We start from the raw sequence: 1,237 nt of genomic DNA on the forward strand, positions 1-1,237 counted from the left end.
ACGCGACTCGTCCACTACCTCGAGCCTACGGTCGACAGCAGGGGCGTGGTTGAGGTGAGGAACAGGCTGCGCACGGGAGCGGAGTGGGTCACGGAGTGCGCGGAGGAGCATCTGATGCCGTTCGAGAATGGCGTCTTGGACTGGAGGACCAAGGAGCTGCTTCTGCACTCACCCGATCGCCCGTTCGTCCGCCGCTTCCCGGTCAGGTGGGTGCCGGACGCCCCGCTGCCGAAGATCACCATGAGCGATGGTGAGGTCTGGGACCCCGAGTCGTGGATGCGGAGCCTCACGGTGGACGGGGACAAGGACCTCGTCGAGATGCTCTGGGAAGTCGTCGGGGGCCTCTTCCGGCCGTCCGTGCTGGGGGGCAGGATCGTCGCGCCCTACGGAAAGGGCCGGAACGGCAAGGGGACGCTCAGCCGGCTGCTGAGCAACCTCTGCGGCGGGCCGGCGTACGCGCCGAACCTGTCGATCTCCGATTTCGAGAAGGAATATCACACGTCGCAGATGATCGGCGCCGTGGCGGTGCTCGGCGACGAGAACGAGGTGGGTGCTTATTACAAGGACCTCTCGGTACTCAAGAGCGTGGCGACCGGCGACACGTTCCCGATCAACGCGAAGTTCAAGGATCCGATCACGTACCTGTTCCGCGGGCTGGTCTTCGAGCCGCTCAACGAACTGCCTCGCTTCAAGGACGGGACGTATTCGATGTTCCGTCGCTGGCTGTTCGTGCCAATGCTCTGTAACTTCACCGAGGGCGAGCGTCCTGAGATCAAGAAGGACTACCTGGGCCGCCAGGAGGTGCTCGAGTACGTCGTGCACCGCGTGCTGACGATGAACTACGAGCGCGTCCGCGAACCGCAGGCGGTGCTGGATCTCAAGGCCGAGGTGATGGTCGAGAACGACCCGGCGCTGGCGTTCTGGGAGGAGTTCGGCGATGTGTTCGTCTGGGACCTGCTGCCGGTCGCGTTCCTCTACGACCTGTTCGCGGCATGGTGGAAGAAGACGAACCCGTCGGGCTCGGCTCTCAGCAAGACGGCCTTCTTGAAGAAGCTCAGCGACGTGATGGCGACGAACGACGACTGGGAGTTCGCCAAGGCCGTCCGGCCCGGTGGTCGGATGGACCGGTCGGAGACGCTCATCGCGAACTACGACCTCAAGGACTGGTTCAACCCGGCGTACGACGGGCCCGACTCGTTCAGGAAGTCGATGCCCGCCCTCGCGTCGACGTACCGGG

General features: G+C 64.4%; 1 protein-coding gene. It reads left to right on the top strand.

The window, feature by feature from the left end:
- Nucleotides 1–114: 114 nt before the first annotated feature.
- A partial coding sequence (locus BJF77_RS02895) for a phage/plasmid primase, P4 family (RefSeq protein ID WP_222844956.1) occupies nucleotides 115–1,237 on the top strand: 1,123 nt, incomplete at its 3' end.

Source organism: Kocuria sp. CNJ-770 (assembly GCF_001942375.1).
Lineage (GTDB): Bacteria > Actinomycetota > Actinomycetes > Actinomycetales > Micrococcaceae > Kocuria > Kocuria oceani.